Genomic DNA, 7,271 nt, shown 5'->3' with positions numbered 1-7,271 from the left:
ACCCGGGCACCGAGCAGCCCGGGTCCATGCACGGGGCGGAGGCATCCACGGCCAGGGTCACCTCGACTAGGGCGGTCAGCGCGCGGGTCAGGTGTGCATCGGCGATCGCGTACCGGGTGCGGCGCCCCTCGGGCGCGACGGCCACGATCCCGCAGTCCCGCAGGCAGGTCAGGTGGTTGGACACGTTCGACCGACTCAACCCCAGATCCCGGGCCAACTCCGCCGGATATCCCGGGCACTCCAGCAGGGACAGTAGAATCCGGGACCGAGTGGGATCGGCCATCGCCCGCCCCAGCCGGTGCATCACATCCAGTCGCGTGGCAATAGTCAGCATGCGCTGAACTATACAGCACCTGATGTAGTGTCGTGCGGGGCCCCGGCCGATGCGGAGCCCCGCACGCCGTAGCAGAGAGGACCGTACGTGACCGCCTGTCACCGACGCCCCCCACTTCATCCTGGTCTCCGGAGGACGCCCCTCGGGAGGGCAGCATGAGCATCGGCGGATTCTTTGCCGAAACGGTCCAGTCCGGGGCCCTGCTGGTCGCCATGCCACTGGCCGCGGTGGCCGGCCTGGTCTCCTTCCTCTCCCCCTGCATTCTTCCCCTGGTCCCCGGCTACCTCGGCTACGTCTCCGGGTTAGCCGACCCGCGCCGGGAAGACAACCGGCGCCGGGTGATGACCGGGGTGGGACTGTTTATCCTCGGTTTCGCCGCGGTCTTCACCGCCTACGGGGCCGCCTTCGGAGTGATCGGTGGTTGGCTGCTGCAGTGGCAGGACCTGCTGATCCGGATCCTGGGGGTATTCGTCGTTCTCATGGGCCTGGTGTTGGTCGGCTGGCTGCCCTTTCTGCAGGGCACCAAGAAGATGTCCTTCCAGCCGAAGACCGGCATCGCCGGCGCTCCGCTGCTCGGAGTGGTCTTCGGCCTCGGCTGGACCCCCTGCATGGGCCCCACCCTGAGCGCCGTGCTGGCATTGAGCACCACCACCGGGGACCCCTGGCGCGGGGCCCTGCTGGGCTTCCTCTACTGCCTCGGGTTGGGCATCCCCTTCGTGCTGGTCGCGATGGGCCTGGACTGGGTCACCCGCACCCTGGGCTTCGTCCGCCGTCACATCCGGGCCTTCAACATCATCGGCGGAATCCTGCTGGTGCTCGTCGGGGTCCTGATGGTCACCGGGATCTGGACCCTGTGGATCTACCAGCTGCAGAACCTCGCCGGCACCTTCACCACCCCCGTCTAAACCCCTCCCTACTCTCGAGACCACACCCGACCGGATAGGACCGACCATGACTTCCACCGACCCCACCCCGACCAAGGCCGACTCCGCCCCGTCCCGGCAGCGCCGGGCCAAGATCGTGGTCTGGGTCCTGCTGGCCCTGGTCATCGTCGGCGGCACCATCGGCTATTTCGTGGCCCGCGGCGCCACCACCACCCCACCGCAAGACGCCAGCGCGTCCACCGGTCAGGAATCCGGACAACCGAGCCAAGAGGGCGGGCAGCTGGTCCGGGAGAACAGCCGGGTGCTCTCCCAGGCGCCGAACGAGAAGGCCGTGCTGGTGGAGTTCCTGGACTTCGAATGTGAGGGCTGCGCCGCGGCCTATCCCTTTGTCGAGGAGTTACGGGCGGAGTATGCGGACACCGTCACCTTCGTGAACCGTTACTTCCCGCTGCCGGGCCACCCGAACTCGGTCACCGCGGCCGTGGCTGTGGAGGCCGCTGCCCAGCAGGATGCTTACGAGCCGATGTATCAGCGGATGTTCGAGACCCAGACCGAGTGGAGCCACACCACGGAGGACCGCAGCGATGTGTTCCGCGGCTATGCCGAGGACCTCGGCCTGGACATGGCTGCCTACGATGCCGCCGTGGCGGATCCGGCGACCCGGGAACGTGTTGAGCTTGATGTCGCCGACGGCACCGCCTTGGGAGTCTCCGGGACCCCGACGTTCTACCTCGACGGCGAGCAGCTCGCCCCGTCCACCCTGGAAGAGTTCACCGCCGCCGTTGAAGCCGCTGTCCAGGACTAGGTGGCTTGCCGCCGGCAACGCCTTCTGACCGTGGACCGAGACCAGAAAAAGCCCTCCACCATGACCGAACGCTCGACCATTTCCACCCATCCCTCGAAGCCATCCCCCTCGCCAGCAGCGATGGCACCCGCCCGGGCCTGGTTCGCCGACCATCGGACCTTCGGGCTGATCCTGTTGGTCACCGGAGCCGTGGGCTGGATCGCCTCGGCCATCCTCGTGCTCGAGCGCCTGGCCCTGTACGAGAACCCTGGCCACGTCACCAGTTGTGACATCAACCCCTGGGTGTCCTGCGGGCGGGTGATGGGCACCTGGCAGTCCGAGCTATTCGGGTTCCCCAACCCGCTGATCGGCATCGTCGCTTTCGCCGTGGTCCTGGCCACCGCGATGGTGGTGCTCTCCGGGGCCCGACCCGGCCGGTGGTACTGGGCCGGACTGCAGGCCGGGGTCACCCTAGGGATGGCCTTCGTGACCTGGCTCTGGTTCCAAGCCCTGTACGAGATCTACATCCTGTGCCTGTACTGCATGATCGTCTGGGCGGCCATGATCCCGCTGTTCATCCTGCTCACCGCCCGCAACCTCGCCCACGGCGTGATCCCCGCCCCGCCGGCGGTGGCCCGGTTCGCCACCGGCTGGGCCGGGACCCTCATCGCCGTCGTCTACGTCGGCGTCGCCGGCTCCGTCTTCATCCAGTTCCTCCCCGCCTTCACCGGCCCCTGACCGGGTCTGATTGAACTGCCAACTCCCGCAGCTTCACCACCCAGTTGATCCTCGTACGGAGCACGGCCTCCCGGCTGCGGCAGCCTCCTTCTGGCGATAAAGCTGGGGGCCCTTACCGCCCAGACAAGGAACGCTGACGGGGCCCTCAGCCATGCTGGTGGTCAGGCCTCCGCGGCTTTCCAGCGGCGGGCAGTGACGAACGAGTGGATGCCGAGCGCCACGTACAAGATGAGCAGGGCGAAGGTAATCGTGCTGATGAGCACAGCCGTCGGACGCTCCGCGTCGCCGGCGATCAGCGCGCCGAGCTGCAGGACGTTCATCGATGTGCCGAGCACGCCGAGCACGGCGACGGCCAGGGCAAGGTGGACACCGAGCTTCTGCTTCTTCAAGCTGATAAGACCTGCAATCAAGATCACGACTCCGAGCAAGGCCGGGATCAGTGCTGTCCAGCTGGCGAACGACGTGGCGATATAGGCGATGGAACCAATGGCGATGAGAAGGACGCTGAGTCCGAGGGTGAGGCGACGCATAGCGCTTCCTTAGGCAGATGATGACCAAAACTACTTCTACGCAGTGTAGTAGAACCGGATTTCCGCCCGCCGCCTCGGAGCCTGATGTTGCTTCTCCTGAGGGTCGGCGGCTCCTCCAGCTCTTCGACGACTTATGGAATGCCGGGGGCGCCCCACCCCAGTCCCTGATGTCATGCCCGGCGAAGAGGTATCAAGCGACCGGCGACAGGGTATCGCGGCCGCCTTCTCGAGGGGGTCCTTCGAGAGGCGGGCGAACCCTTTTCATCAGGCGACCAGTACTCAGGGGGCGCGATGGAGGTGCGGTGAATGAGGTGCAGGCAGGAGATCCAGGCTCAGACGTCCTGCTCGATCCAGCAGGAGTTGACGCCGCCGTTCACCCCGAGAGAATCGGTGCGCAGGTTGACGTCGTAGTACTGAGACTTGTCCGAGGGAAGGGAACCGCCTGTGGCATCCTCGACCTTCGCCGGACCGATGGTGACGGTCCGCCAGCCCACGATGGCATAGTTTTCGGAAAGCACTTGAATGGCGCAGGCCACGGTGTCTTCGAAATCTTTGGTGACTTCGAACGTCACCGAGGCCCGGGTCGGGGAGTCAATGGCGTAGCCGACGTCTTTCCAGGACAGAGAGTCCTGCGAGGTCGGGAATGCCAACCAGGCAGTAGCGGCCACGGCGAGCACTAGGGCGGTGACGGCAATCCATTTGCCCCAGCGGGACCCGAATGACGGCCGAGCACGCTGGGTCCGCCCATATCGGTTCGCAAAGCTATCAACCGGCACATGATCCGCCGGCTTCTGGGGTGCTGGATCCATAGTGGCCCATGATAGGCCCGGCCTCCCGGCCGCCTTGTCCCGCGACTGGTACACGACCAGAAGACTCCCGGCTGGGGCATCCGGGAGACAATAAAGTCATGTACGCCCCGATCGACCTCCAGACCCCACTCGTCACCCAATGGATCGGCACACTCGTGACGATCGCGGGGCTGGCGGTCCTCGCCCACGGGCTGTGGCGCCGCAAACGCTACCAAGCCCACTTGGATGACGAGGACGCCCGCTACGCCGGGCCGGACCGGATCAAAGACGCCGTCCGCGAGGTGTTCGCGGGTGCAGGCATTCTCGTGCTCGGTCTGGCGACTCTCGCCTATTCGATCTACGGACACTTCGCCTCGCAGTCCAACATCCAGGAAAATGTCGCCAACAAGTACGGGGTCGAATCAGTCGAAGATAAGGGCTGGCGCGGCAATGCACTCCGCGCCGACATCACCATGCCGGACGGCACCGTCCATCAGGATGTCCTCATCATCTTCGAGGACTCCGGCGAACCGCAGATCAATCGCGACCTGAGCGGCGCGGCCACCGACAGCACCGGGTAACGCTCCGTCGCCCAGGGACGATTACCACCCAGGGTCAGGAAACATGTCGCAGCTCGAGGTACGCAGCGACGGCCTCACGCACGATGTCGGACTCGTCGCGCTGCTCGCGCTCCGCAAGAGCATGCACGCGATCCTTCAGGGCCTGCGGCACGCGGGCCCGAACGACAGGTGAGGGCCCTCGTTTCGTCCCGGCCGGCGGCCGCCCCACGGCCAGCCGCACGGCCTCCTGTGGGCTTGCCGCTCCAGTTGCTTCCACGAGAGCGTGGCGCGCATCGGGGCGGGCATCCTCGCCGCGCCGAATGGTGCCCGGCTTCACGGTCAGGTCTCCACGCGCAGCCCGGCCGGCCAGCTCTTCGTACGTATCGGCGGTCATGGCGCTTCTCCTTCATGCAATAGGTATCGGAACTGATCGGTGAGGTCCACGACGTGGAAGACGACGACGGTGCGGGGTGGTTAGTGGGCCGCGATCACTTCGAGGTAGCGCTCAGTCCGCCCATGCGAGTGGCCGATATACACGATGGTCTGATCCCCTGGCTCGCCCTCGATTTCTGCTGTCACCTCGGCATGCATCATGGCGCAGAGCGCACCCTCTCGGGTTATCCCGTGCTTGTCAGCGCTACGCGTCCGCTCCACCCCCATTCCTAAACTGTAGCACAAAATGCGGCTACATAGCCCTCGGGTGGAATTGCCGCCTGCTTACCACATGCACGATTGGCAATCGAACATACTTTCGATTCGCGTGAGGTGAGGGCTTGCTGGCAACCGAGGTCCGGGCTCTCGCCGAAGGGCTCGGGGAGCAGCTGCGAACGCGCGTCAATGACGGCGTGGTGGAGGCCGGCTTCCCCTCGCCGTCCCAGGACTACACCACCGCCGAGATTGATCTGACGGATCACCTGATGCCCAACCGGGCCTCGACGTACCTAGTGCGGGCGCGAGGGCACTCCATGACCGGTGCCGGGATCTGGGACGGCGACGAACTGGTGGTGGACCGCTCGATCCGCCCCCAGCACGGCCACGTGGTGATCGCCGTGCTTGATGGCGAACTGACCGTGAAACGGCTCAGAATCGAAGCGGACCGGGTGGTGCTCTCCTCGGAGAACCCGGCGTATCCCGACATTGCCGTTCCCTCGCTCTCGGATCTGCGGGTCTGGGGTGTGGTCACGGTGGCACTGCATCATGTCTCCCGCACCTCGTGAGGCCGTGATCGCTCTGGTGGACTGCGCCAGCTTCTATGCCTCGTGTGAGCGGGTCTTCGACCCGCGCCTGGAGGACCGCCCGGTGGTGGTGTTGTCCAACAACGACGGCTGCGTGGTGGCCATGTCCCAGGAGGCCAAGGTACTGGGGGTCCCGATGGGGATCCCGTGGTTCAAGCTCGAGCCCGTCGCCGCCACCCAGGGGATCGTGGCACGGTCCTCCAACTACGAGCTCTACGGCAGCCTCTCGGCGAGGGTCATGGAGGTCATCGGCCGGCACGCCGCCTGGCAGGAGGTCTACAGCATCGACGAGTCCTTCATCAGCCTGCGCGGCACCGTCGAAGAGGTGATCCAGGCCGGCCGGCGTATCCGCGAGGACGTGGCCCGCTGCACCGGGATTCCGGTGCGCGTGGGCATCGCCCCCACCAAGACGTTGGCGAAGGTTGCCCTCCTCGGGGTGAAGCGTTCCGCCCCGCTGTCCCGGGTCGGAGTGTGTCACTTCGGGGCCTACTCCCCCACCCAACGAGACACCATTCTGGCCAGCATCCCCGTCACTGATCTCTGGGGCGTGGCCGGCCGGCTGGGCCGCCGCCTAGCGAATCTGAATATCCATACCGCCGCAGACCTCGCCGCCCAAGACCCCGGGCAGATGCGCCGGCGGTTCTCGGTGGTCCTGGAGCGCACCGTGCGCGAACTGCGCGGCACCCCGTGCATCCCCCTCGAGGAAGAACCTCGCCAGTACAAAGACCAGCTCATCTACTCCCGATCCTTCTCGGAACCGGTCACCACCACCCCGGCCATGCGCCAAGTCCTCTCCATCTACGCCCAGCAACTCGCCTCCCGGCTACGCAATGCCGGACAAGAAGCCCGGGTCCTTACCGCTTGGGCGTCGACCTCGCCGTTCGCCACGGACCAGGAACCCCACTCGCCCCAGATCAGCGCCGTCCTACCCGTGCCCACGGCAGAGCCAGTGACGATCGCTCGTGGATCCCTGGGCTTGGCCGAGCTGATCCGCCCGGGCACCCGGTACGTGCGGGCTGGCGTCGTGCTCACCGATCTGCGCCCCGCAGGCCAGGCCGAGACCCTGCCCGGCCTCGGCCCACCCGGGGAGGGCCGCAATCTCGGCCCCACCCTGGACGCCGTGGTGGCCCGCTTCGGGGTCGGGAGCGTCGGCCTGGGATACGGCGGCCTCGGAACACCGCCGTCGTGGCAGATGCGCCGGGCCATGCTCTCCCCCAGGGCCACCACCCATTGGGACGAGCTCGTCACTGTCCGCCTGTGAAGGACTCCCGCAGACCCCGGGACCAGTGGTGAGGGGTCTTCGGCTTTGTACTCGGTGCGCCGCAGATTCATGATCCACCAGCCCTCAGGCACCCGGGCACGCAGCGCGGCAACCCCCGCCTCATAGGACTCGGCCTCAACCGGCAGCTCATCGGCCT

The 7,271-nt window shown here is 66.5% G+C and carries 10 protein-coding genes; 6 read left to right on the top strand and 4 right to left on the bottom strand.

Translation table 11 applies throughout. The features are described from left to right. On the bottom strand, positions 1-334 hold a 334-nt coding region (gene cmtR / locus ACFFIO_RS02355; RefSeq protein ID WP_378040016.1), incomplete at its 3' end, for a Cd(II)/Pb(II)-sensing metalloregulatory transcriptional regulator CmtR. Between the two features lie 155 nt (positions 335-489). Here cmtR and ACFFIO_RS02350 point away from each other — a divergent pair. Genes ACFFIO_RS02350 through ACFFIO_RS02340 form a run of 3 tightly spaced genes read left to right on the top strand, consistent with a single transcriptional unit; the run spans position 490 to position 2,740 of the window. Beyond that, positions 490-1,239: a cytochrome c biogenesis CcdA family protein gene (locus tag ACFFIO_RS02350; RefSeq protein WP_159554149.1), complete on the top strand. Its 750-nt coding sequence runs from the start codon at positions 490-492 to the stop codon at positions 1,237-1,239. A 46-nt stretch (positions 1,240-1,285) separates the two neighbouring features. Beyond that, positions 1,286-2,023, top strand: a complete 738-nt coding sequence (locus ACFFIO_RS02345) for a DsbA family protein (protein ID WP_159554151.1) — start codon at positions 1,286-1,288, stop codon at positions 2,021-2,023. 60 nt (positions 2,024-2,083) lie between these two features. After that, entirely contained in the window at positions 2,084-2,740 is a 657-nt protein-coding gene (locus ACFFIO_RS02340) for a vitamin K epoxide reductase family protein (RefSeq protein WP_371300676.1), read from the top strand. 161 nt (positions 2,741-2,901) lie between these two features. Here ACFFIO_RS02340 and ACFFIO_RS02335 read toward each other — a convergent pair whose 3' ends face one another. Both ACFFIO_RS02335 and ACFFIO_RS02330 read right to left on the bottom strand, forming a co-directional pair. Further along, on the bottom strand, positions 2,902-3,270 hold the full coding sequence (locus ACFFIO_RS02335) for a hypothetical protein (RefSeq protein WP_159554153.1): 369 nt from the start codon (positions 3,268-3,270) through the stop codon (positions 2,902-2,904). Positions 3,271-3,602: 332 nt separating this feature from the next. After that, positions 3,603-4,079 carry a DUF4307 domain-containing protein gene (locus tag ACFFIO_RS02330; RefSeq protein WP_159554155.1) on the bottom strand — a complete coding sequence of 159 codons (477 nt, stop codon included), beginning with the start codon at positions 4,077-4,079 and terminating at the stop codon, positions 3,603-3,605. Between the two features lie 98 nt (positions 4,080-4,177). Here ACFFIO_RS02330 and ACFFIO_RS02325 point away from each other — a divergent pair, with 98 nt between their 5' ends. Next, on the top strand, positions 4,178-4,639 hold the full coding sequence (locus ACFFIO_RS02325; protein WP_159554157.1) for a YidH family protein: 462 nt from the start codon (positions 4,178-4,180) through the stop codon (positions 4,637-4,639). Between the two features lie 34 nt (positions 4,640-4,673). Here ACFFIO_RS02325 and ACFFIO_RS02320 read toward each other — a convergent pair whose 3' ends face one another. Beyond that, a complete protein-coding gene (locus ACFFIO_RS02320; protein ID WP_159554159.1) occupies positions 4,674-5,012 on the bottom strand; it encodes a ribbon-helix-helix protein, CopG family in 339 nt (112 codons plus the stop codon). Positions 5,013-5,439: 427 nt separating this feature from the next. Here ACFFIO_RS02320 and ACFFIO_RS02315 point away from each other — a divergent pair, with 427 nt between their 5' ends. Beyond that, positions 5,440-5,835 carry a LexA family protein gene (locus ACFFIO_RS02315; RefSeq protein ID WP_159555310.1) on the top strand — a complete coding sequence of 132 codons (396 nt, stop codon included), beginning with the start codon at positions 5,440-5,442 and terminating at the stop codon, positions 5,833-5,835. Next, positions 5,816-7,114: a Y-family DNA polymerase gene (locus ACFFIO_RS02310; protein WP_159554161.1), complete on the top strand. Its 1,299-nt coding sequence runs from the start codon at positions 5,816-5,818 to the stop codon at positions 7,112-7,114. The genes ACFFIO_RS02315 and ACFFIO_RS02310 overlap by 20 nt, the downstream gene beginning before the upstream one ends. Positions 7,115-7,271: the final 157 nt, after the last annotated feature.

Origin of the sequence: Citricoccus parietis (assembly GCF_042433045.1) — a bacterium.
Taxonomy (GTDB): domain Bacteria; phylum Actinomycetota; class Actinomycetes; order Actinomycetales; family Micrococcaceae; genus Citricoccus; species Citricoccus parietis.
Note: the sequence above shows the minus strand (reverse complement) of the source record. Positions and strands in the feature narration are given on the sequence as shown.

Bases quoted from the DNA above. Each gene is read 5' to 3' on its own strand.
- ACFFIO_RS02325 (WP_159554157.1), top strand. From the start codon at position 4,178: ATGTACGCCCCGATCGACCTCCAGACCCCACTCGTCACCCAATGGATC.
- ACFFIO_RS02345 (WP_159554151.1), top strand. From the start codon at position 1,286: ATGACTTCCACCGACCCCACCCCGACCAAGGCCGACTCCGCCCCGTCC.
- ACFFIO_RS02310 (WP_159554161.1), top strand. From the start codon at position 5,816: ATGTCTCCCGCACCTCGTGAGGCCGTGATCGCTCTGGTGGACTGCGCC.
- ACFFIO_RS02335 (WP_159554153.1), bottom strand. From the start codon at position 3,270: ATGCGTCGCCTCACCCTCGGACTCAGCGTCCTTCTCATCGCCATTGGT.
- ACFFIO_RS02330 (WP_159554155.1), bottom strand. From the start codon at position 4,079: ATGGATCCAGCACCCCAGAAGCCGGCGGATCATGTGCCGGTTGATAGC.
- ACFFIO_RS02340 (WP_371300676.1), top strand. From the start codon at position 2,084: ATGACCGAACGCTCGACCATTTCCACCCATCCCTCGAAGCCATCCCCC.
- ACFFIO_RS02320 (WP_159554159.1), bottom strand. From the start codon at position 5,012: ATGACCGCCGATACGTACGAAGAGCTGGCCGGCCGGGCTGCGCGTGGA.
- ACFFIO_RS02350 (WP_159554149.1), top strand. From the start codon at position 490: ATGAGCATCGGCGGATTCTTTGCCGAAACGGTCCAGTCCGGGGCCCTG.